Below are 22,173 nucleotides of genomic sequence, written 5' to 3'. Positions count from 1 at the left end.
GGCGCAGTACATACGCTGCGCCTCTGCGTTGTGAGCCCGGTGAGGGAATGTCTGCCGTTCACCACATTACGGCTTTTCAGCAATCTTGCGTAGGTACTCATTATTTTTGAAGGCGATGATCACCATTTCAAAACAGACACGGGTAAAGACACCGCCAATGATCATGGCCAGTAGCCCACGGAAAAACTCACCATAGAACATCGACCCGATGCCACCGACCAGGATGCCCAGCAGGCAAAGCCAATAAACGCCGGTAATGATTTTCGGCGTCAGCATCGCATCAAAAAAGAAAATATTTTTCATTGTGTATCCCTTCATTCGTTAAGGTTGACCATTCCTGAGCGGCAAAGTGCCCTCAAGCTGGAATTAAGTATACTGGCCAAAGATGACAAAAGGTAAGAAGATGTGATGGATTGTTATCCCTACGTTTAAGGACGTAACGATGCTCAAGTCTGCTCTACTCGGAAATAACTCCCAAGTGAGAGCAGATAGCCTAACCTACCCCTTCTGAATACTAATCTGCCAGCGGGCATCACCGGTCTGCTGGAAATCCGTCACGCTGTGCCCTGCTTCAACAGCCCAGCGCGGCAGGTTTTCCGTGGCCTGGGCGCAGTCATATTCAATCACCAGCAGGTCACCAGAACCCAATTGCTCAATGTGCTTTTTGGCTTCAATCAGCGGGAATGGGCAAAGTTTACCGGTGGTATCCAGAGTGATCGTTTTCATAGTCCTCAGGCCTCTTTTGTTTTAATCGATTGGTGCGGAAGAATAATGGTGAAATAGCTGACCAGCCAGCTTCCCAACAGGATGCAGGGGATAAACAGCCAGCCCTGCCAGGAGAACCAGGCGGTGTTGACGATGGTATTACCCAGCATACAGCCGCCAGCCAACCCGCTGCCGATCCCCATCAGCCCTCCCCCAAACAGACTTTTGACCATGGTCGAGAGGCCGGGCGAACGCAGCCGCAACTCCTGGCTACCCCAGGCAGCCACCAGCGCACCGGCAAAAATCCCGATCAGCAAGTAGCCCGCCCAGCCAAAGAAGCCGGTTTTACCCTCGGTAATTAACGAGAACAGCTGTGCGCTGGGGCCACTGATGCCCAAACCGCCGACCCTGCCCGTCTCCAGGCTGGAAGGCCATGCCAGCAGAGCAATCACGCCGATCAGTACGGCACTGACGAAGGGATGCCAGCGTGCTTCGAACAGCCAGTGGGCAATGCCCTGCTTGCGCGGTTTGGGTTGCGGAACGGGGAAGGATTTACGTTGCAGATGGCGCCAGACCAGCACGCCCGTCAGCACGGTTAACACCACCACCGCAGGCCAGGGAGACATGCCGAACGTCTGCATCAGCGAAGCGTCCGGCAAGGCCGGGGCGTTGATGGGGGCGAACAGTTGTTTGCCATCCGGCTGGCGGATATACCAGCTAGCGACCACAAAACCGACCACGGCAATCATGCTGCCGGCCAGCCCCTCAGCAGCTCGGTAGTAAGCGCCGGTGGAGCAGGAACCCGCCAGCCCCATGCCGATACCGAAGGTGACACCGCCGACCAGCGTCGCCAACCAGCGGAAATCCCCACCGGGGAGTTTGGCCCAACCGAGGGCAACGAAGGCGAACAGACCGATGCTTTGCAGGGTGATGATAATGAGGATAGCGAGGGTCATGCGCCCGTCGCGAAACAGATAGAGGTCTCTCAGACCGCCAGCCATACAAAAGCGCCCGCGTTGCATGATAAATCCAAGAAGGAACCCCAGAAACAGACCTGTCATAAGGGAAAAACTCCTTTTTATGGCTTTGTAAACAGCGTGCCCTGGGTAGGGCGCAGGCATTTTACGCGCTAGAAATCGAGAAGTCATACAAATAGAAGGGATATTGAGGGCGCGATCGAATTATTGGATTTTAGATCCCAATGCTCTACCACTGCGTGTGTAGCGTTTTTGCATACACAGTGTATAATTGTATATCACTTTACTACACGGATACGACGATGAAACCTGAAACTAGAGAAGCCCCGATCAATATTCGGGCAAAAGCCTCTCAACGCGACCTGATCGACATGGCTGCAAGTCTCTTGTCGAAGTCGCGTACCGATTTCATGCTTGAAGTGGCTTGCCGCGAGGCGCAGGACATCCTACTGGACCAGCGTTTGTTTATCTTAGACGACGAACAATATGATGCGTTTCTGACCGAACTGGATGCGCCTATCACCGCTGAACGCCAGGCCCGTATTAACGACCTGATGAGCCGCAAATCGCCATGGGAATGAAAGCTCCCGAGCCCTTGTCATCCGGGCATAACCTCGCTGACTTTTGCAGTTCAGAGCCGATGCTTAATGAGTGGCTGAGAAAGAAAGCGCTTAAAAATCATAGCGCAGGAATTTCCCGCGTTTATGTTATTTGCACAGAGGAAACCCATCGGGTTATTGGATACTATTGCCTAGCAACGGGTAGCGTTCAGAGGAATACCGCCCCCGGAGCTTACAGACGCAATGCGCCAGAGTCACTTCCGGTTATCGTTCTTGGCAGACTTGCTATCGATCAGGCGTACTCAGGCAAGGGCCTAGGGGTCGCATTGTTAAAAGACGCGATATTTCGGACAAAGAATATTGCTCAACAAGTTGGCGTGAGAGCGTTAATCGTTCATGCATTGAATGAAGGGGTGCGAAACTTCTACATCAAGTTCGCCTTCTCCCCCTCCCCTGAACACCCACTGATGCTGTTTTACCCAATAAAGCTTTAGTACCAAAAATACCTTTATCGGCATCATTCGTATAGCTTTTGGGTTCTATAGTCTAGCGTTGGCAAAAATTCAACCTGTGGGGGAGTTCTGCTATCATCCACAGGATTGGGGGGAATGCCCTGTGTTGCACAGTAGAGGTATGATTTAAAAATGGATACAGAGGCAAGTCGGACAACGCAAGTTTTGTCGGTTTTTGATTTTGACGGAACGCTGACTCACCACGACAGTTTTATCCCATTCCTGCGTTTCGCTTTTGGCCGGCGCGTATTTGCCCGTCGCTTATTGCGGCTGGCGCAGCCTGCATTTAAGCATATGCGCAAAAAACTCACCCGCGACGAGCTAAAAGAAACCCTGATTAAGGTTTTCCTGACCGGGGTTGATGAGCACTGGTTCCGCCAGCAGGCGGAAGCCTTTTGTTCGGCCTATTGGACCAAGCTGATGCGCCCTTCCGGGCTGATTGCGGTTGCCATGGAGGTCAGCTCCGGCGCTGAAGTCACGATTTGTTCTGCTTCACCAGCCCTGGTGCTACAGCCGTTTGCCGATCGTTTGGGCATCAAGCTGATTGGTACTCAGTTGGAAGTGGTCGACGGTAAACTCACCGGGCGCATCACCGGCCATAACTGCCGCTGTGGGCAGAAGGTTGAACGCCTGGAAAGTATCTACGGCCCATTGGGGAACTATCATCTCAGAGCCTGGGGCGATACCCGTGGGGACTACGAACTGTTGGCGGCTGCCCAGGATGCGCACTGGCGGCATTTCCATCCGGCCTGGTCAAAGCGCCGCTCTGCGATCAAAAGGTTGCGCGTGGCGGAGCCTAATGTCATCGGCAAGACGAACCAACAACGGTAACCATTACCAGCCCCAGCAACACTATTTCCCCCTAGCCCTTCCCTTGTGGGAGAAGGGCCAGGGCTCATGGCTACACAATAATCCGGTCCGCCTTGGCCGCGTCATACCACTCTTTAAACTCTTCCAGCAGCAGATCGTACAAACGGTCTTCCCTCATCGTGGCAAAGTCGTCAATCGCGAAGAAGTTGGTGTTATCCACCCGGCGATCGGTGAAGGTATCCAGCTTTTCCAGCACGCCGTAATTCGAGCCACCCAGGCCGACAAACTTCCAGAAAATCGGATAGTTGGCCGAACGCTTGATCGCCTCTTTGATCTGGCGCGTTTTGCTGATGCCACCGTCGGTAATAAACACCACGTATACCGGCATATCGCTGTGTTTAAACGTATCGATCAGCTCCTCCATCACCGGCGGCTCATTATTGGTGCCGCCCAGTTTTGGCAGGATCTCCCACATTGAGCGCTTGCCGTTGCCCTGGATCGCCTTGATATAGCCATCAAGATTATCCAGCGTCACATCGGGATATTTGGCATGTTTTTCGGCAAAGCCCCAGACGTCCATCGAGCCGTCATCATCAAACTGCACGGCCAGCACGGCGATGCGATCCAGTACCGCCTGCACATTGCCCTTTTTGAACTGCCCGGTCATCGATCCTGAAGCATCCAGCACGAACGCAACCTTGGCTTTTAGCGACTGCAGATTGAATTTAGCCAGGCTGACGGTGACGTTCTTCGCCAGGCTCACCAAATGCGGGGCTTTATCCTGCAGTTTTTTCTCCAGGCTGACGGTCGGCGGCGGAGTAGCAGGTGCAGCAGGCTGAGCCACATCAACGCCATAGTTTAACGCCAGCGGCTCCAGGCCACCGTTAAACCCCTGCCCCAGCGCGCGCAGCTTCCAGTTACCGGCATGGCGATAAATTTCGGCGACAATCAGCGCCTTCTCCTGACGACCCGGGGTTTCTACGCTGTATTGGGCAACGTTCTGCGCATCCATTTTCAGGTGTTGCAGCCCAGAGATCGCGTCCAAGCCATCAATCACCAAAGTGATGGCAATCTTGCTGACATCGGCGTCAATTTTGCTTAGATCTAACGAGAGGGTGCTGCTTTGGTGGGTGGTTTGTAAAACGACGCTGCGGTTGGGAGTAGCGGTTTGATTGAAGAAGATAAAATCGGCATCGCCACGGACTTTGCCCTCGGCATTCAGCAGGAATACTGCGGTATCAGGCTCACTCTTAAAACCAGGGCTGGCGGGGTACTGCAGGGTCAGGTTGAGCTGGGTGCCATTGACCACCAGATTCTGGCCGGACTGTAAAATCATCAGGATAACCTCCTGTTAAAATAGCTTTTCCATAACGGGGATATTGATGGTGGGACTGGGCAAGGGGAGCGTGTAATCCCCCTCACCCCAACCCTCTCCCACAGGGAGAGGGAGCTGATGCGGAGCCATAATCAGATGCAGGGGTTAATCTGTAGCCCCTGACCTCGGTTCTCACACTGGCAACGAGCCTATCTTAGATATTCACGCCATGCTGTGAAGCCAGAGCGGACAGGCCACCGGCAAAACCTTGGCCTACTGCCTTGAATTTCCACTCGGCACCGTTGCGATACAGCTCGCCGAACACCATCGCGGTTTCGGTAGAGGCATCTTCAGACAGGTCGAAGCGGGCGATTTCGGTGCCGTTATCGTTGTTGAAGATACGCATGTAGCTGTTGCTGACCATGCCAAAGTTCTGTTTACGCGCTTCGGCATCATAGATGGTCACGGCGAAAACCAGTTTCTTGACTTCAGCAGGCACTTTGCTCAGCTCAATTTTGACCTGCTCATCGTCGCCATCGCCTTCACCGGTGCGGTTGTCGCCCTGGTGCTCAACGGAACCACAGGCACTCTTCTTGTTGTTGAAGAAGATAAAACTGCTGTCGCCCAGCACCTTACCGTCATCACCAACCATAAATACGGAGGCGTCCAGGTCAAACCCTTGGCCATCGGTGACACGCGCATCCCAACCTAAGCCAGCCATGGCAATGTTCATGGTGGGTGCTTCTTTGGTCAGGGATACGTTACCGCCTTTTACGAGAGAAACTGCCATTTTAAAGCTCCTGCTTTGTAGGGGATGATACGGGCAGTAGTGTACTGCCCGTCATATTAACTAGCTTATCGATCAGGACGCGTTGATGCCGTACTGAGCACACACGGAAGCCAAGCCACCGGCATAACCCTGACCTACCGCGCGGAATTTCCACTCGGCGTTGTTGCGATACAGCTCACCAAACAGCATGGCGGTTTCGGTGGACGCATCTTCTGTCAGGTCGTAACGGGCCACTTCGGTCTGGTTGTCATCGTTCACCAAACGGATAAAGGCACCGGATACCTGGCCGAAGCTCTGACGACGAGCCTGCGCATCGTGGATAGTGACCACAAACACGATTTTGTCGACATCCGCTGGGATCATATCCAGTTTGATTTTCAGAGATTCGTCATCACCGTCGCCTTCACCCGTACGGTTGTCACCGGTATGGGTAACGGAACCGTCAGAAGAAGTCAGGTTGTTATAAAAAATGAAGTCAGCATCACCGCGCACTTTCCCGTTTGCGGCCAGCAGGAATGCAGAGGCATCCAGGTCAAAGTCTTGACCATCGGTGGAGCGTGCGTCCCAACCCAGACCAATCAACACATTCTTCATGGTTGGGGCTGCTTTACTCAGGGAAACATTACCGCCTTTAGATAAAGAAACACTCATTGTTCTAACCTCTCAAAAAAGTAAACTCATGCGAATTGATTTCAGCTGGATAGGAGATCAGCTCTCCTTTTTCTCCTCGGCGTCGGGTTTGCCTGGGAACATGACGCTCGCGATAATACCCACCGCAAGAACGCCCAGCACGACAAACAGGCTCGCCGTTGCTGAAATGCTGTACCCATGATGCCAGATGTGGTCGGTGGCATTAAGACCCAGTTTCACCGCAATGAAGAACAGCAACACAATAACGGCTTTTTCCAGATGCGTCAGGTACTGCTTCAGGGCTTCCAGCACAAAATACAACGTACGCAGGCCGAGGATGGCGAACATCATGGCGCTGTAGACAATCAGCGGCTCACGGCTCACGGCGATGATGGCCGGTACCGAGTCAAACGCAAACATCACGTCGGAAAGCTCAACCACAGCCACACACAGCATCAGCGGTGTAGCGTACCGCCAGGCTTTGGCACCACGGCCAATCGTCACATCTTTGTTTTCCGGTTTAGCCAACTCTTCATCAACTTCTTTCTGGCTTAACAGGAAAGCGTGGCCTCTGAGCTTCGGCCAAATCGGGAAGAACCGTTTCACCATGCGGTACGCCAAGTGCTGCGAGTAGTCTTCGATCTCATCACCGTCATCGCCGCTGCGCAACATCATCACCGCCGTCCAGGCCACGATCAGCGCAAAGACAATTTCAACGTATGGCCCGAGGCTGAGCAAACCGGTACCGATGGCAACGAAGATACCGCGGAACACGATAGCCCCGATAATGCCCCAGTAGAGCACGCGGTGACGGAAACGATCCGGCACGGCAAACCAGGAGAAGATCGCCATCATGACAAACAGGTTATCAACCGACAGCACTTTCTCTAAGGCATAACCGGTGACAAACAGGCTGGCCACTTCGGCGCCGTGGTGGATATACAGGAAACCGGCAAAGGCCATCGCTATGGCAACCCAGAACACAGACCATAGGGCTGCGCTCTTCAGCGAAATAGGCTTGTCATCGCGGTGCATAAACAAGTCGATAAAAATGGCCCCGACAGCCAATACAATGAAAACAATGACGGTTTCGGTCGGGAAGCCGATGTGCGTGGATACCATATTAACCTTCTGAAGATATTACATTAAAGACCGAATTCGGCCGCATCAAAGCCCAGAGCAGCCACGATTTCGCGTACCGCTTTTTGCTCATCCTGGTCGAAGTCACCGTCGCTTTTGGCTACGGCAATACCCACACGGATGGCCAGTTGGGCCGCTTCCGGCTGATCTTTCAGCGCCAGGATGTACTTCATGGTTTCGCCTTTGCCGATTTCGACATCGAACTCGAAGCTGGCGATCAGTTTGTTAAAGAATTCGATGACTTCAGTGGTCTCGAATACTTTCAGCTCATCAGATGCCTGGAGGAACCCAATCATCTTCTGTTTTTCTTCAGTGCTGACACCGCCGCTGGCCACGGAGATACGGGCGCACACGGCCACGGTACCCTGCATGAACTTTTTATTCTTGAAACGGCTGACCTGCTTGGTCAGTTCGTCGCGGCTGGCATTGAATGCCCCTTTAACCTTGTTGAAAAAACTCATGGTGAAATCCTCTGTGAAATTGATTACTTTGACCCTGCTCTCCAGCTGAAACCCCAGCCGAAAGCCTGATCCATGTCACTGTGACCGTTAAAGAAGCGGTTAACACGCTCAACTTTGATGCTACCGTTCTCGTTAACCAGGCGCGCAATGGCGCACATGTTGCGGTTGTTCTGGCCTTCCGACATGCGGGTTTCAATCGGTGGCTGATCTGGCACATGCAATGTCACCACGCCGTCCGTTTTATCCCAGCTCGCGACCCCTTCGTAGATGAAGGCATAAACCAGCACTTCGCGGATATGTTTCCATTCGCGCCCGTTGATATGCAGCCATTCGCCATCCGAGATATCACCGGTGCGGTCATCGCCTTGCAGTTGGACAAACGGCTCGCGGTTGTAGTCACCAAAACGCTTACCGAGCGCCTGGATCACCGTTTTTTCCCCGTTGGCCATTTCAACAAACGCCCCGAGATCGAGATCGACGCCTTTGTTCGAACTGAACATCGCCCGTAAACCCGTCGGGCCGCTGCCGCGATGCCAGTTCAGGTTGATACGGATTTCCCCAAAGTTATCCCGCTTGGTCAGGCTGATAGCCGGTTTTTCTTTGGTTAACGATACTTTGCTCAGGCTGATTTTGGCTGGCTCCGGCGTTGGGGCCGGTGCAGGCGTTGGCGCAGGAGCCGCTGCCGGGGCAGGAGAATCCGCCACATCCACACCAAAATGCTCAGCCAGCGGTTTCAGCCCGCCGTTGAAGCCCTGAGCGATAAAGCGGAACTTCCATTCGCTGTTGCGACGGTAAAGCTCACCCAGGATCAATGCGGCTTCCTGGCGGCCATTCAGCTCAACGGTGCCCACCAGCAGTACTTCGTTATCCGCTTCAATCTGGATCAGCAAACGTTGCAGGCCCGCGACGGTCTGAGCCCCTTCACAGGTCACCGTAAAGGCGACTTTCTGCACGTCTGGGTGCAAGCGGCTGACGTCTACCGCGAAGTTGGCGTTATGACCTTCATTGGTCAAAGACACCGTGGCGTCATCGCTCTTGGGCTGACCATAAAAGATCATGTCCGCGTCGCCTTTCACTTTGCCATCGGCATACAGGCGGAAAGCGGAGGCATCAACCGGTGCGCCGGACAGCACGCGAACCTTCAGTAATTTAGATGGAACTGGGGCATTGGCCCCCGGAGTCATATTCATTAGCGCACCACGGTAGCTTTGATGTCTGCATGCATGTCATCAATGGTTCTGCCACTGCAGGCTTTGCCATGCGCGGTAAAATCCCACTGGCCATTGTTACGACGAAGTGAAGCAATCACGATACCGGTATGAGCGCCCTGCTCTTTCAGCTCATAACGTGCCAGCTCCTTTTTGGCCTGATCGACCACGCGGCAAAACGCGTTTTCCACATCGTTGAACGACTGCCCACGGAAGCTGTTGACGGTAAAGGCCAGGTATTCCACCTGAGCAGGCAGCTTTGCCAGCTCGACCAGGATGACTTCGTCATCGCCATCACCTTCACCGGTCAGGTTGTCGCCGCTGTGCACCACAGCGCCGCAGCGAGACTTAAGCTGGCGGAACCAGATGGTGTCGAGGGTATTGCCATCTTTATCCAGCAAAACGCAGCCAGCATCGAGATCGATGGCATCACTGCCGCCGCCGAACATCTTGCTCAACAGGCCGCCTTTCTTCTTGATCGGATCCCACCCCAGGCCAAAGTGCAGCTGGTTGATGGCAGATGACTGCTTGCTGAGCGAAACGGTCTGGTTCTTGGTTAATGACACCATGGTTTAAGTTCCTTCAAGTTGGTATTGAAAACAGTGATTTTTTTACACCAAATTCCATGAGTAAAAAATCATATCATGATGTTGTTCTTGCACAACCCATTTTTGATGCCCAACGGCTTTATTTTAGTTAATTCGATGTTTTAAATGTATTTATTTTTTTCACGCTTGGTAAAAACTTGGCTGTCACATTCATTTTATGTGACTTTTTAACGTATATTTTCACTTCCAGACTGACATCATGTTATGATTGACATCGCCATTGGGTGGCCTCACCCCACAGCGATCCTTTTAACCATCAAGCCTTGAACGGTAAAATCAAAAAATGACACTCAAAATGTGGCTTATGGAAGGTTTATCTTCCCAGCGGGATATTATTCAGGGCATCGTTTCATTGGTGAAAGCCAAGCAAACTGCCGTGACGGTGGTTGCCTCACACCGTAATGAACGTAACGAGATCCTCTCCCAGGCAGACGTCGCCTTGTTCGAACCGAAAGAAGACGAACAGCGGCTACCCTTCATTCTGTCTACGGTGGAACAGTGCGGCATCAATGCCATCCACACGGGCCGTAACACGCAGTGGTTCGAAGCTCATCGCCAACAGATCGAGGCTGCCGGTGTCACACTGACCACCGGTGCCACCAGCCAGGCGATGTTTGAGCTGGCCGATGACAAAGTGGCATTTGCCCAGGCCATGGAGCGACATGGCTTGCCGGTCGTCCCCTCTCTGCGCATTGAGTCGGTGGCCGAGCTGCGCGATCTGATTAGCCGTTCCCCTTTCTCTGGCGCGCAGCTGTGCGTCAAACCGGTGAAGGGTATTTATGGCATGGGATTTTGGCGTTTTGATGAAAGCGTAGGCCCGATGGCCGCCTTTACCCATCCGGAAAACCGCAAAGTGAACTCACAGCGCTACCTCAGCGCGCTGGCAGACGCTGGCGAGTTTGAGCCATTGGTGCTGATGCCTTACCTGCCTGGCCCTGAATACTCCGTCGACATGTTGGTTGATCGGGGCACCGTGCTGGCTGCCGTCGCACGTAGAAAAGAAGGGGCGCTGCAATATCTGGAAAACCACGGCGAGGCGTTTGAACTGGCTAAAGCCTGTGCCACCGCGATGCAGGCCGATGGCCTGGTCAACGTGCAAACCCGCAACGACACCAGCGGGCGCCCGGTACTGCTGGAAATCAACCTGCGCCCGTCTGGTGGTATCGGCTATACCCGTTTTAGCGGCGTCAATCTGCCGGGCCTGTTCGCCCTGTATAAGCTTGGCGTAATGAGCCAGCAGCAAGTGATTGATGAGGCTAAATCTGCATTCTCCCCAGCGATCGTCCGTTCTATTACCGATGTCGTCAGATATCACCCCGAGCTCGACAACCTGCTGGTGAAGGACTAACCCATGCTAAATACCTATTCCCGCACGCTGTCCTGCGGCACGCTGAAAGTAACCCCAACGGGCGGCACGATCGCGCTGGATGAGCTGTTTGACGTAGCCGAAAGGCGCAACCCGAAACGCGCGTTTCTGTTCGTCAGCAAAGTGTTGGGCCGCCATATTCCGGTGAAGCCGAGCGTCATGCGCGCCGTCTATCAGCAATTGGCCGCGTTGTTCCCAGCCTGCGATCAAGGCCCGGTGCTGTTTATCGGCATGGCGGAAACCGCCGTCGGATTCGGTGCAGGTGTGTTTGACGAAGTCCGGGGCAGCGTTAGCGATCCGGTATACCTCACCTCCACCCGCCATCCGGTAGAGGGGGGTGAGCTGCTGTGCGAATTCAAAGAAAATCACAGCCACGCCACGGACCACCTGCTTTATCTGCCACAGGATGCCGAACTGCGCCGCCGCGTGCTGGAAGCCAAAACCGTGGTGCTGATCGACGATGAAGCCACCACCGGCAACACCTTCATCAACCTGCTCCAGGCTTTACAGCAGGATGCCGGGTTACACAACATTGCCCGCGCCATCACCGTCACGCTGACCGACTGGAGCGGCGATGCGCTTGCCCAACGCAGCCCAATCCCGATCCAGTATGTGTCACTGGTTCAGGGTGACTGGCACTGGGAAAAAAATCCCGATGCTCCGGTGCCGGTGATGCCAGCAGTCAACGTTACCGCCACCGGCAGCGTGCCGATCACCGGTAAACAGAGCTGGGGCCGCTTGGGCATCTCATCGCCAAGTGCGGATCTGGGGCGCGATATTCAGACGCATCCAGGGGAAAAATTGCTGGTGCTGGGCAGCAGCGAGTTTGTCTGGGAGCCCTTCCTATTGGCTGAACGCCTGGAAAAACAGGGGGCCGAGGTTAAATTCAGCTCCACCACCCGTTCGCCGATTGCCACCGGGTTTGCCATCCAGTCCGCCATCGCCTTTGGCGATAACTATGGGCTCGGCATCCCCAACTTTGTCTACAACGTGGCCCACCAGCAGTTTGACCGGATCCTGTTGTGTATCGAAACCCCTGCGGCAAGCGTTGATCCCGCGTTAATTGAGGCGTTAAAACAGGTCGCCCCAACCGTTGAGGTCGTAAGCTATGAATAAGCCGGTCATTTTCTCCGATCTGGACGACACCCTGTTCCAGACGCGCCGCAAGATGGTCGATGAGCTCGACCTTGCCCCGTATCGCACCGGTGCCTTGGATCGCAGCCTGGAACCCCGCAGCTTTATGACCGAAGAACAGTCAATGCTGGTGGACTGGATGCTGGAACATGCGGAGCTGATCCCGGTCACCGCGCGTGGAACCGAAGAGATTGCCCGGGTGAGTATCCCGTTCAAGTCATGGGCGGTTACCACACACGGTGCAGTGATCCTCACCCCGCAGGGGCAGCCAGACCCGGCATGGCAGGCGCTGATGCTGGAAAAACTGCAACCTTATGCCGCTGACCTGCTGGCGATGCAGCGCAAGATCACCGAGCTGATGGCCGAACGCAACATCAATGGCTGGGCGCGTATCAACTATGAATACGGCGACACGCCGGTCTATCTGGTGATGAAGCACCGCGACAGCACCCGCCTGGACGAGCTTTACGCCATCGCCGATGAGATTGAGCAGCTATTCCCCACTGAAGGCTATTACGTCCACCGTAACAGCAACAACGTTGCCTGGTTGCCGACCGTGGTAGAGAAAGGGCTGGCCGTCACCTTCTTGCTGGAAAAACTGCGCCTTGAACGCGGCGTGTTCCCGGTTATCGGGTTGGGCGACAGCCTCAGCGATCATCGTTTTATGAAGCTTTGCACCTGGTTTGGCCTGCCGCGCCAGAGCCAGTTTGCCGAAGCGATCTCCCGCCATATTTTCGGAGAGCAGTAATATGTCTGATTTTGTGCCCTTTTCCGGCTCATACCTGCCCGAGGACGTTCACTTTCTGCTGCAACCGGTAGAAATGGAAATGACGCCGGTCGATCAGAAAGAACAGCTGATCCAGTCCGGTGCCCGTCACTACTCGGAGATGTTGAGCCAGGAACCGGAGCCGACCCCTTCACACCTCGACCTGTTTGCCCGCGCACTCGATCAGGGTGCAGGACGCCTGGCAAAAGAGGTCTCGATGCTGGCCCTTGCGCTGATTGAGCGGTTCGGCGATACGCCGATAGTTCTGGCCAGCCTGGTGCGTGCCGGGGTTCCTCTAGGGGTGATGCTCCAGCAAACGCTGCGGGCCATGGGTAAAGAGTCGTATCACTACGGCATCAGCATCATTCGTGACCGGGGCATTGACTCGGTCGCGCTCGACTGGATTGAAGCGCGTCACGGCACCGAAGGGATAGTCTTTGTCGATGGCTGGACGGGCAAAGGAGCCATTACCGGCGAACTGATCCGCTCCCTCAACAACCGGCCTGGCTATCCTGCCCAGCCCCGCCTGGTGGTGCTTGCCGACCCGTGTGGGTGTTCGTGGCTGGCCGCCAGCGACGACGACTGGCTGATCCCGTTTGGCATTATGGGTGCGCCGGTTTCCGGCATGATTTCACGCTCCATCTGGTCAAACGAAGGCCTGCACGGCTGCGTACAGTGCGATCATCTCGCCCAGTTTGAATGCAGCCGTCTGCTGGTAGATACCGTGGCGCAGTATCGCGCGACGCTAGACACAGCGGCGCTTGAGCCCTGCACACAGAATGCAGAGAGAAAGGCTTACCTGAAACAACAAAGTGAGAGGGTGGTTAACCACCTCGCCGAAAAATATCAGGTTGCCAGCATTAACCGAATTAAACCAGGGATCGCAGAGGCTACGCGCGCTGTGCTACGCAGAGTACCGGATCACGTCTTGGTCCGTGCGGTAGACGATCCCGACGTCGCGCTGCTGGTCTATCTGGCACGCGAAAAGGGGCTGACCATTACCGAAGTCGGTGATGAGATCGGGCAGTACCGTGCGGTGACCATTATCAAGAAGGTGCTCTAATGAACCAACGTCTTTCCCCTTGGCGGCTGGGTGCTTCACTCTATATGCCCGCCACCAGAACGGATATCGCCGAGACGATCCTCAATAACAAGATCGCCGGTTTACGCTCTCTGATCGTCTGCCTGGAAGACGCGGTCAGCGACGAAGATCTTCCCCAGGCGCTGGACAACCTGCGCGAACTCACCCAGACGTTGGCCCAAGCCAAGGCAGCGGAGGGCAATGACCACTGGCCACTGGTGTTCGTGCGGCCACGTCATAAAGAAATGGGTAAACAGCTGCTGGCGAGCATGGATTTCAGCGCGGTGGACGGCTTGGTACTGCCCAAATTCACGCTGGCTTCGCTGCCTTACTGGTGGAACATGATGCAGGACTCGCACCTGTGCATGATGCCCACGCTCGAGACAGAAGAAGTGTTTGATGTAGTGCAAATGCGTGAGTTAGCCAACACCCTGCATCACCACCCGTGCTATCGGCGCATCATCGCCCTGCGTATCGGTGGCAACGATCTGATGAACGTGGTGGCGCTCAGAAGGCCGCGGAACCTGACGCTGTACGACGGCCCGATGGGCTATGTGATAAAAATGCTGGTTGCCGTATTTTCCCCACGTGATTTCGCCCTGACGGCACCGGTTTGTGAGCATATTGACGATCATCAGATTATGGATCGAGAATTGGCGCTCGATATCGCCCATGGCCTGGTCGGCAAGACGGCGATCCACCCGAATCAGATCGGCAAGATCGAAAAGGCGTTGATGGTGCAGGCAAACGATCATACCGATGCGCTGCGGATCCTCAACTCCTCACAGGCGGTGTTTAAATCGCAGGGAACCATGTGCGAACCCGCAACCCATCGCCGCTGGGCGTCAGAGATCCTGGCGCGTGCTCAGGTATATGGAATTGCCAACGAGTCATCTCAGGAAAGCCACCGGTTTAGCATCAACGCAGGCAGTCATTAATCATGCAACTCAATACGCGACAGGCACGGATCTATAAGCTGGCCATTTTACTCAGTGCGGGTAAACCCGTATCCGCTGACAAGATCATCACCGAGTTAGACTGCTCGGGGCCAACCCTGACACGCGTGCTTAAGGAACTGAGAGAGTCCTACGAGGCGGAGATCAAATACCGCAAGGCCACCCATTCCTATCAGTTGACGCAACCTGGGCATCTGGACAAGAAGAACTTTCGCCGTATGCAGGATGCGTTAGCGGCCAATTCTGAGCTGAAAACCGGTGAAGTCGTCAGCCGTGTCTATCTGGATAAAGAGAAGAAGAAAGCCGTGTCGCTGTCATTAAAAATGTCGGTGCTACGCAAAATCGATCGCTTATCCAGAGTGACGGAAACGACCCGCAGCGAAGCGGTGGATATGATTGTTGAGCGCTGTATCGACGACCTGGTGCGCAGCATTCAGGCCAGCAAGCAAAAACCGTAATACCTTCCCCTCACCCTAACCCTCTCCCACAGGGAGAGGGGACCGACCGAGTAGATCTGAAAGCTCGGTAACGCACCTTGGGCAAGGGGACGATCGAGTTCACTGAGGCTCCCCACTTCCAGAAACAGCACAGACTAATCCACAACGCAGGACAGCTCCCTCTCCCTGTGGAAAAGTGCTACAACTCAACGGCATCCACTCTATCAGCCCTGTTACAGATCAACTCCCGCCCACGACCACGACTCCGCGCTGGCTCCCTCTCCCTGTGGGAGAGGGTCGGGGTGAGGGGATAAAGCGATCGCAAAATCAACAAATCTACTCCTGCAAACGTGGGTATTTCTGTTGAGATAACGACCAGAACACTTATTATGTAAACTCGGCACTCAATAAGGGAATACGATGAGAAGACTTCCGGTCTATCTGCTACTTGATACTTCGGGCTCCATGACAGGCGAACCCATTGAAGCGGTCAAAAATGGGGTGCAAACGCTGCTCTCCACCCTGCGACAAGATCCCTACGCCCTTGAAACCGCCTATGTTTCGGTGATCACCTTCGATTCTTCCGCACGCCAGGCTGTTCCCCTTACCGATCTGCTGAGCTTCAAGCTGCCAGAACTGGTGGCCAGCGGCACCACCGCGCTGGGTGAGGCTCTCTCACTGGTCGCCACCAGCATCAGCAACGAAGTGCAGAAAACCACCGCCGAGACTAAAGGCGATTGGCGCCCGCTGGTGTTCATCATGACCGATGGCTCACCCACGGATGACTGGCGCAAAGGCGTCAGCGACTTTAAAGCCGCCAGAACCGGCGTGGTCGTTGCCTGTGCCGCTGGCCACAGCGCCGAAACCAAAGTGCTCCAGGAAATCACCGAGATCGTCCTCCAGCTGGATACGGCTGACTCCACCTCGATCAAAGCCTTCTTTAAATGGGTGTCGGCCAGCATCTCCGTCGGCAGCCAGAAAGTCGAGTCAGGCAAAAAGGAAGTTATTGGCCTGGACGATTTACCGCCACCACCACCCGAAGTTAACGTTGTTCTATAAAACATTTTCAAGGAGATTTTATGTCAGTCAGTTTGCGTAAAGGACAAAGCGTCAGCCTGCGTAAAAACGAACACGACCTTTCCTCAGTCACCATTGGACTTGGCTGGGATATCAATGAAGAGAAGAAAGGTTTGCTGGGTGGTCTGTTTGGCAAGAAAGAGCCGGAGTATGATCTCGACGTTATCGCCTTCCTGTGTAATGCCCAAGGCAAAGTCGCCGATCTGGGCGATGTGGAAAACGGCCGGCCTTCGCTGGTTAACGGGGACATCATTTTCTTCAACAGCCAGCGCCATAAGTCTGGCCACATCTGGCTGACCGGCGATAACCGCACCGGCGCGGGTGACGGTGATGACGAGCAGATTATCGCCCAGTTGAACTCCCTCGATCCCAAGTACGAAAAAATCGTCTTCATCGTGCAGATCTATAACGGCCAGGAGCTGAAGCAGCACTTCGGCAAGGTGCAAAACGCCTTTATCCGCGCGGTGGATGCCAAAAACGTGGAAATGGCGCGTTTCGATCTTTCGGGCGGGGCCGCCTTTGATGGCCAGCGTTCCATGCTGTTTGCCGAGTTGGTGCGTGAAAGCACCGGCTGGAAGCTGAACGCCATTGGCGAACCTTCCGAGTCCGACTCCTTCGTGTCCCACTTGAAGAACTACCTGCAATGAGAAGATTACCCGTTTACCTGCTGATTGATACCTCCGGGTCGATGCGCGGGGAATCTATCCATGCCGTTAACGTGGGCATTCAGTCAATGATGAGCGCGCTGCGCCAGGACCCGTATGCGCTGGAAAGCGTGCATATCTCCATCATCACCTTTGATAACGAAGCCCGGGAGTTTATCCCGCTAACCTCATTGGAAGAGTTCCAGTTCTCCGACATTGTCGTCCCCAGCGCGGGTGGCACCTTCACCGGGGCCGCGCTTGAGTGCCTGATCAAATGTGTCGATCGGGATATCCACCGCTCCGATGGCGATCAGAAAGGCGATTGGCGGCCACTGGTATTCCTGATGACCGATGGCACCCCGTCAGACAGCTATGCCTATGGCGAGGCGATCAAAGAAGTCAAAAAACGTTCCTTCGGCTCCATTATCGCCTGTGCGGTCGGGCCGAAGGCCAAGCATGAACACCTCAAGCAACTGACCTCTCAGGTTGTGGCCCTCGAAACTCTGGATTCAACGGCCTTTTCCGGCTTCTTCAAATGGGTGTCGGCCAGCGTCGCGTCAGGCAGTTCCAGTGCGGGTGTTAACGCCGGGCAGGATAACCTCCCGCCACCACCACCGGAAATACAGCTGGTTCTGTAGCCAACAGGCAAAGCCTCTACCCGGAGCTTTGCCTGTTTTTTCATTGCCCCATGACGCGCATTGCAAGAAGCATCCGCCTGACGAGGTTTTTAACCATGAGAAGACTGCCCATCTTCCTGGTCTTGGACTGCTCAGAGTCCATGATCGGGGAAAGCCTGAAGAAAATGAATGATGGCCTGCAAAGGATCGTCAGCGACCTGAAAAAAGACCCCCACGCGCTTGAAACCGCCTGGATATCGGTGATCGCCTTCGCCGGGGTGGCAAAAACCATCGTACCGCTGGTCGAGGTGGTGTCATTTTATCCCCCTCGCCTGCCGATCGGCGGTGGCACCAACCTGGGCGCGGCATTGCGGGAACTTACCCGTCAGTTGGATCAACAGGTCAGAAAAACCACCCAGGAACGCAAAGGCGACTGGAAACCGGTGGTGTACTTACTCACCGATGGTCGCCCAACGGATGATACCGCCCCCGAAATCAGGCGCTGGAAAGAAAACTACGCCAATAAGGTCAACCTGATCGCCATCGGCCTTGGCCCTTCGGCGGATATGAACATCCTGCGGCAACTGACCGATAACGTCTTGCTGTTCACCGACAGTCAGGAAGGGGATTTCGCCCAGTTCATTAAGTGGATCACCGCGTCTGTCTCTGCCCACAGCCGCAGCGTGGGGGAGGATGCACCTCCGTTGCTCACCCACACCGACCACATTGTGCGGCTGGCCAAAGACGATATTGCCAGAGCCTACGACGAAAACTGCGTCACCCTGACGGGCCGTTGCAGCAAGTCACGCCGCCCCTACCTGATGAAATACGAACGCCCGGCCGTTAACCTCTCCACGCTGGATTTCAAGCTCAATATCAACGGCTTCAACCTCAACGGCTGCTTCCCGATCGATGAGGATTATTTTGCCTGGAGCGATGAATCGGCATCTGCCATTCAGGTCAATACCAGCGAACTGCACGGCGTGCCGGGTTGCCCGTACTGCGGCAATGCCAGCGCCTTTGCGATGTGTACCTGCGGCAAACTGCTGTGCGTCAACGGGCCCGATGACGTTATCTGCCCGTGGTGCGATAAGGGGCTGACGTTCAGGGAAAACGGCGGCGACTCCGATTTCGACGTGACGCGAGGGAAAGGCTGATGCAAGACGTGGATAAACTGCGCCAAAACGTACTCATGCTGATCCTGGCTGAAACGGGCGCAACGACGGATGACGCCCAGCTTGCCAGCCTGCAAGCCGATGATGAGATCGGCACCTTGCTGACCAACCTCATCACGAAAGTGACGGCCAAGACCCCCGCAACGCTTGAGACAACAGAAGCTCCGCCGTGGGTTGCCAATGACGATACCTTGGCCGACGAGCCAAAAGTGGTCCTCACCAAGGACGATGACACCCCTGTTGCCTCGCCAGATACCGCAGATCTGCCAACACCAGACGACTGGCAGAAAGCACAGTTTGATCCGCTGGAAGTGCAAGGAGATGCCGCATTGCCTGAAGAAACCGCCAAAGAAAACCTGAAGCCAGGCCAGATACCGTCCGGCACCGCTATCCCGATTAGCACGCCGCAGAACATTCAGCCGCAGGCAAAAATCAACGTAGCCAATGCCCGTACCGGCGTCCCCTTCCACTCTGAAATAGATATCGTGCTTGATGATGGAACGACCGCCGAAGTACTGGCCGTCGCGTTCTCCAAAGATATCGGTATCACCTTTGATCCGGCGACCTCTTCACTGGCAGGAACCGCCACCGAAAGCGGCGACTTTGACATCACGGTCACCTGGTCTTGCCCTACTGCGCCGCAATGCTCAACCCAGGTGCCCTTTATCGTTAACCCAGACCCACGCAGCCTGTGGAAAATCCTCGAGCCGCCTGCCGATTCGCGCTATTTCAAACCGCATGTCGCCCATCAGCAGATCCAGGGGCCTGGGGTGAACATCGTGGCGGCCAGCCGCAGAGGGCGTTCACACGAGCATGCGGGCACCTTCCGGGATGATGACTTTTATATCGCCAGCAATAGCGATACTGGTTGGAACATCCTGCTGGTAGCCGACGGAGCCGGTAGCGCTAAAAACTCGCGCGAGGGCTCGCGCATCGCAACTCAAACCGTTGGCGACTACCTGACTACCCTGCTGAATAGCGACAAAGGGCTGGAACTCAAAGCCTGCGTTGAAAACTGGGGAACCGACGATCAGCGGATAGTCTGGGAGGCGTTTAATCGCCTGTTCCGCCAGGCCGCGATCATGGCCGTCAACAACATCAGCAATGAATCCATCCGGGCCGAAGAGAGCGCCAAATCCTATTCGACCACGCTGCTGGTCACCGTTTCCTTCCGTACCGGGGCCGAGCTGTTCGCCGCCTCATTCTGGTTGGGTGACGGTGCCATTGCGGCCTACGGGCCGGTGGGCAAAGTGCGTGTACTGGGCACACCAGACAGCGGTGAGTATGCGGGCCAAACACGCTTCCTGGATGCCGACGCCGTGAACGATGCGAACTTCAGTAAGCGCATCAGCATCGGTAAATGGACCGAGGTCTCTCATCTGGTGCTGATGACCGACGGCGTCTCCGATCCCCGGTTTGAAACGGATAATGGCCTGCAAAATAGCCAGAAGTGGGATGACCTGATCGCGGAGCTGGCGCCCTGCCTGAGCGATCCCTCGCAGCCCGCAGAGCGGCTGGCCGAATGGCTGAACTTCTTCTCCCCGGGCAATCACGACGATCGGACCCTGATCGTGGCGTGGTGAATGGATTGGACTACATAGCGGGTGAGTAAAATGGCAAATATTGTTACCTGTACCACCAGGGATGGCGAAACCATCCAGTATGTCGATGAGATCATCGGCTCCGGCTCCATGAAGGACGTCTACTTTTCGCCGGATAAGTCATACGTAGTGGCGTTCTATAAAAAGCCGCAGAACGAGCAGGCGAAAGAGCGCATCGAGATGATCACTGGCCGCTACCGGCAGAACATCTTTGAGCAAGCCGGCGGGGATTACTGGCAAGGGCTGTTTTGTTGGCCCACCAGCATAGTGGAACACGACGGCAAAATCGGCATCGTAGTGCCCACCTACCAAAGCCACTTCTTCTTTAAATACGGCTCCAAGAATAACGACTTCCTGGGGATTAAAGGCCGCGAGAAGGAAGGTAAATGGTTCGCCAGCGCCAATAACCAGAACAAGTTCCTGGATCCGCGCGAACGTGGCAACACGCTGAATTACCTGAAGGTATGCCTGCTGCTGACCAGAGCCGTCCGGCGTATGCACGCCGCTGGCCTGTGCCATAGCGATCTGAGCTATAAAAACGTGCTGATCGACCCCGAGCAGGGCCACGCCTGCATCATTGACGTCGACGGGCTGGTGGTGCCAGGCAAATATCCCCCAGACGTGGTCGGTACGCCGGACTTTATTGCTCCGGAAGTGGTGAAAACCAGCCATCTGCCGAAGGAAGATCCGCAGCGCATACTGCCAAGCATCGCCACCGACAGGCATGCGTTATCCGTGCTGATCTACATGTATCTGTTATTCCGCCACCCACTGCGCGGCGGCAAGATCCATGACATGGACGATGAGATGCGCGACGAATCCCTGGCGATGGGCGAGAGAGCGCTGTTTATTGAGCACCCGACCGACCACAGCAATGCGGTCAAACTCAACCAGGTCAGCCCTTCTTCGCTGCCTTGGGCCGATCCGCAGAAAGTGCCCTACACCATTATGGGCCCCTACCTGACGCCGCTGTTTGAAAGGGCGTTTATTGAGGGCCTGCACGAACCTGCAAGGCGACCAACTGCCGATGAGTGGGAAACGGCGCTGGTGAAAACGGTCGATCTGATCCAGCCGTGTCAAAACGCTGCCTGCGAACAGAAATGGTACGTGTTCTCCGGTAAAAACCGCCCGGCCTGCCCGTATTGCGGTACGCCGTTCAAGGGCAAACTGCCGATCCTGAACCTTTACTCCTCGCGTAAAGCCGGGAGCTTCCGGCCCGACGATCATCGCCTGATGGTGTGGAGCGGCCAGTCGATTTATGCCTGGCACGTTAACCGCCTGATCGCCCCCAACGAACGCACGCCAGACGCGCAGAAAAAACGCGTGGGCTATTTCGTGTTCCATAACGATCAGTGGTGGCTGGTGAATGAAGGCATCAGTGGGCTGCTCTCCTTGCCGGATAAGACCCCGGTGGCGATCGGTGACAAGCTGGCGCTGAACGACGGTGTCCAGTTCGTGCTTTCTACCGAGGAGGGCGGCAGGTTGGTGGTGGTGCAGTTGGTGGAGAACTAAGCGTTGGTGAGTGCGGGGTGCGGCGCGCCTCGCACTGGATTATGGAGGAAAGGAAGATCCACACCTGCGCCCCACAAAAAACAACCATTAG

25 protein-coding genes are annotated in these 22,173 nt (G+C 55.2%); 15 read left to right on the top strand and 10 right to left on the bottom strand.

Going from position 1 to position 22,173, the window contains the following annotated elements; genetic code table 11:
• Window positions 1–66 precede the first annotated feature (66 nt).
• The 3 genes from KGP26_RS01070 to KGP26_RS01060 all read right to left on the bottom strand — a co-directional run bounded on the left by KGP26_RS01070 (window position 67) and on the right by KGP26_RS01060 (window position 1,766).
• Window positions 67–303, bottom strand: coding sequence for a DUF4282 domain-containing protein (locus KGP26_RS01070; protein WP_021807719.1), 237 nt, complete (start codon window positions 301–303; stop codon window positions 67–69).
• Window positions 304–498: 195 nt separating this feature from the next.
• Window positions 499–726: a sulfurtransferase TusA family protein gene (locus tag KGP26_RS01065; protein ID WP_059199143.1), complete on the bottom strand. Its 228-nt coding sequence runs from the start codon at window positions 724–726 to the stop codon at window positions 499–501.
• 5 nt (window positions 727–731) lie between these two features.
• Window positions 732–1,766: a YeeE/YedE family protein gene (locus KGP26_RS01060; protein WP_223664913.1), complete on the bottom strand. Its 1,035-nt coding sequence runs from the start codon at window positions 1,764–1,766 to the stop codon at window positions 732–734.
• A gap of 218 nt (window positions 1,767–1,984) precedes the next feature.
• On the opposite strand from KGP26_RS01060, the gene KGP26_RS01055 reads away from it, so the two are divergent.
• From KGP26_RS01055 to KGP26_RS01045, 3 genes are all read left to right on the top strand, one after another.
• A complete protein-coding gene (locus KGP26_RS01055) occupies window positions 1,985–2,263 on the top strand; it encodes a DUF1778 domain-containing protein (protein ID WP_059199145.1) in 279 nt (92 codons plus the stop codon).
• The gene (locus KGP26_RS01050; protein ID WP_179249315.1) at window positions 2,254–2,736 is read left to right on the top strand and encodes a GNAT family N-acetyltransferase; all 483 of its coding nucleotides are present in this window, start codon (window positions 2,254–2,256) and stop codon (window positions 2,734–2,736) included. Before KGP26_RS01055 ends, KGP26_RS01050 begins: the two co-directional genes overlap by 10 nt.
• A 150-nt stretch (window positions 2,737–2,886) precedes the next feature.
• On the top strand, window positions 2,887–3,585 hold the full coding sequence (locus KGP26_RS01045) for an HAD family hydrolase (protein ID WP_037376573.1): 699 nt from the start codon (window positions 2,887–2,889) through the stop codon (window positions 3,583–3,585).
• A 70-nt stretch (window positions 3,586–3,655) separates the two neighbouring features.
• Here the strand turns inward: KGP26_RS01045 and KGP26_RS01040 are convergent, their stop codons facing one another.
• From KGP26_RS01040 to KGP26_RS01010, 7 genes are all read right to left on the bottom strand, one after another.
• Window positions 3,656–4,900, bottom strand: coding sequence for a VWA domain-containing protein (locus KGP26_RS01040; protein WP_223664912.1), 1,245 nt, complete (start codon window positions 4,898–4,900; stop codon window positions 3,656–3,658).
• 193 nt (window positions 4,901–5,093) lie between these two features.
• Complete coding sequence (locus KGP26_RS01035; protein ID WP_021807716.1) at window positions 5,094–5,669, bottom strand: TerD family protein; 576 nt, start codon at window positions 5,667–5,669, stop codon at window positions 5,094–5,096.
• Between the two features lie 72 nt (window positions 5,670–5,741).
• Window positions 5,742–6,320, bottom strand: coding sequence for a tellurium resistance membrane protein TerD (terD, locus tag KGP26_RS01030; protein ID WP_021807715.1), 579 nt, complete (start codon window positions 6,318–6,320; stop codon window positions 5,742–5,744).
• Window positions 6,321–6,377: 57 nt separating this feature from the next.
• Window positions 6,378–7,421, bottom strand: a complete 1,044-nt coding sequence (locus tag KGP26_RS01025) for a TerC/Alx family metal homeostasis membrane protein (RefSeq protein ID WP_021807714.1) — start codon at window positions 7,419–7,421, stop codon at window positions 6,378–6,380.
• Window positions 7,422–7,444: 23 nt separating this feature from the next.
• Window positions 7,445–7,900: a tellurite resistance TerB family protein gene (locus KGP26_RS01020; RefSeq protein ID WP_021807713.1), complete on the bottom strand. Its 456-nt coding sequence runs from the start codon at window positions 7,898–7,900 to the stop codon at window positions 7,445–7,447.
• Window positions 7,901–7,923: 23 nt separating this feature from the next.
• A complete protein-coding gene (locus KGP26_RS01015; protein ID WP_166733817.1) occupies window positions 7,924–9,090 on the bottom strand; it encodes a TerD family protein in 1,167 nt (388 codons plus the stop codon).
• Window positions 9,090–9,677: a TerD family protein gene (locus KGP26_RS01010; protein ID WP_021181601.1), complete on the bottom strand. Its 588-nt coding sequence runs from the start codon at window positions 9,675–9,677 to the stop codon at window positions 9,090–9,092. Before KGP26_RS01010 ends, KGP26_RS01015 begins: the two co-directional genes overlap by 1 nt.
• Before the next feature lie 322 nt (window positions 9,678–9,999).
• On the opposite strand from KGP26_RS01010, the gene KGP26_RS01005 reads away from it, so the two are divergent.
• The 12 genes from KGP26_RS01005 (at window position 10,000) to KGP26_RS00950 (ending at window position 22,082) form a co-directional block, all read left to right on the top strand.
• The gene (locus KGP26_RS01005) at window positions 10,000–11,064 is read left to right on the top strand and encodes an ATP-grasp domain-containing protein (RefSeq protein WP_223664911.1); all 1,065 of its coding nucleotides are present in this window, start codon (window positions 10,000–10,002) and stop codon (window positions 11,062–11,064) included.
• A 3-nt stretch (window positions 11,065–11,067) separates the two neighbouring features.
• A complete protein-coding gene (locus tag KGP26_RS01000; RefSeq protein WP_179249318.1) occupies window positions 11,068–12,198 on the top strand; it encodes a phosphoribosyltransferase domain-containing protein in 1,131 nt (376 codons plus the stop codon).
• Entirely contained in the window at window positions 12,191–12,964 is a 774-nt protein-coding gene (locus tag KGP26_RS00995) for a hypothetical protein (RefSeq protein ID WP_059199160.1), read from the top strand. Before KGP26_RS01000 ends, KGP26_RS00995 begins: the two co-directional genes overlap by 8 nt.
• Window position 12,965: 1 nt before the next feature.
• Entirely contained in the window at window positions 12,966–14,045 is a 1,080-nt protein-coding gene (locus KGP26_RS00990; protein WP_094983304.1) for a cysteine protease StiP family protein, read from the top strand.
• Window positions 14,045–15,001, top strand: a complete 957-nt coding sequence (locus KGP26_RS00985; RefSeq protein ID WP_021807707.1) for an HpcH/HpaI aldolase/citrate lyase family protein — start codon at window positions 14,045–14,047, stop codon at window positions 14,999–15,001. Before KGP26_RS00990 ends, KGP26_RS00985 begins: the two co-directional genes overlap by 1 nt.
• Window positions 15,002–15,003: 2 nt before the next feature.
• On the top strand, window positions 15,004–15,477 hold the full coding sequence (locus KGP26_RS00980) for an HTH domain-containing protein (RefSeq protein ID WP_021181607.1): 474 nt from the start codon (window positions 15,004–15,006) through the stop codon (window positions 15,475–15,477).
• A 399-nt stretch (window positions 15,478–15,876) separates the two neighbouring features.
• Window positions 15,877–16,515, top strand: a complete 639-nt coding sequence (locus tag KGP26_RS00975) for a VWA domain-containing protein (RefSeq protein WP_021807361.1) — start codon at window positions 15,877–15,879, stop codon at window positions 16,513–16,515.
• 20 nt (window positions 16,516–16,535) lie between these two features.
• Window positions 16,536–17,180, top strand: coding sequence for a TerD family protein (locus tag KGP26_RS00970; RefSeq protein ID WP_021181609.1), 645 nt, complete (start codon window positions 16,536–16,538; stop codon window positions 17,178–17,180).
• Window positions 17,177–17,815 carry a VWA domain-containing protein gene (locus KGP26_RS00965; RefSeq protein WP_021807360.1) on the top strand — a complete coding sequence of 213 codons (639 nt, stop codon included), beginning with the start codon at window positions 17,177–17,179 and terminating at the stop codon, window positions 17,813–17,815. Before KGP26_RS00970 ends, KGP26_RS00965 begins: the two co-directional genes overlap by 4 nt.
• 95 nt (window positions 17,816–17,910) lie before the next feature.
• Window positions 17,911–18,951, top strand: a complete 1,041-nt coding sequence (locus tag KGP26_RS00960) for a TerY-C metal binding domain-containing protein (protein WP_059199165.1) — start codon at window positions 17,911–17,913, stop codon at window positions 18,949–18,951.
• Window positions 18,951–20,552: a PP2C family serine/threonine-protein phosphatase gene (locus KGP26_RS00955; RefSeq protein WP_223664910.1), complete on the top strand. Its 1,602-nt coding sequence runs from the start codon at window positions 18,951–18,953 to the stop codon at window positions 20,550–20,552. The genes KGP26_RS00960 and KGP26_RS00955 overlap by 1 nt, the downstream gene beginning before the upstream one ends.
• A 30-nt stretch (window positions 20,553–20,582) precedes the next feature.
• Complete coding sequence (locus KGP26_RS00950; RefSeq protein WP_223664909.1) at window positions 20,583–22,082, top strand: helix-hairpin-helix domain-containing protein; 1,500 nt, start codon at window positions 20,583–20,585, stop codon at window positions 22,080–22,082.
• The last annotated feature ends 91 nt before the right edge of the window (window positions 22,083–22,173 follow it).

Source organism: Serratia sp. JSRIV002 (genome assembly GCF_019968725.1).
Lineage (GTDB): Bacteria > Pseudomonadota > Gammaproteobacteria > Enterobacterales > Enterobacteriaceae > Chania > Chania fonticola_B.
Note: the sequence above shows the minus strand (reverse complement) of the source record. Positions and strands in the feature narration are given on the sequence as shown.